The organism is Halomonas sp. ND22Bw (genome assembly GCF_003011945.1).
GTDB classification, from domain to species: Bacteria; Pseudomonadota; Gammaproteobacteria; order Pseudomonadales; family Halomonadaceae; genus Halomonas; species Halomonas halophila.
Window position 1 is genome coordinate 1 of sequence record NZ_PXWD01001448.1, and the last position, 249, is coordinate 249.

The following is a 249-nucleotide window of genomic DNA, read 5'->3' on the forward strand; positions in this document are numbered from 1 at the left end:
CAGGGACAGCTGATCGCCGAGGGCAGCCCGGCGCAGGTCACTGGCGACGACCGCGTGGTCGAGGCCTACCTGGGACACGGCACCGCGGCGCGCTTGCGCAAGGCCGCAGCGGGAGTGAAAGCATGAGTGCATTGCTCGCCATTCAGGGCCTGCGCGGTGGCTACGGCCGCGTGGAAGTGCTGCGCGGCCTCGACCTGCAGGTCCATGCCGGCGAGATGGTCGCGCTGCTCGGCCGCAACGGCGCAGGCA

1 protein-coding gene is annotated in these 249 nt (G+C 71.5%); it reads left to right on the forward strand.

From position 1 onward, the window contains the following. The first annotated feature begins 12 nt into the window (after positions 1-12). Positions 13-126, forward strand: coding sequence for a hypothetical protein (locus CVH10_RS23005; RefSeq protein WP_369335993.1), 114 nt, complete (start codon positions 13-15; stop codon positions 124-126). Positions 127-249 lie beyond the last annotated feature (123 nt).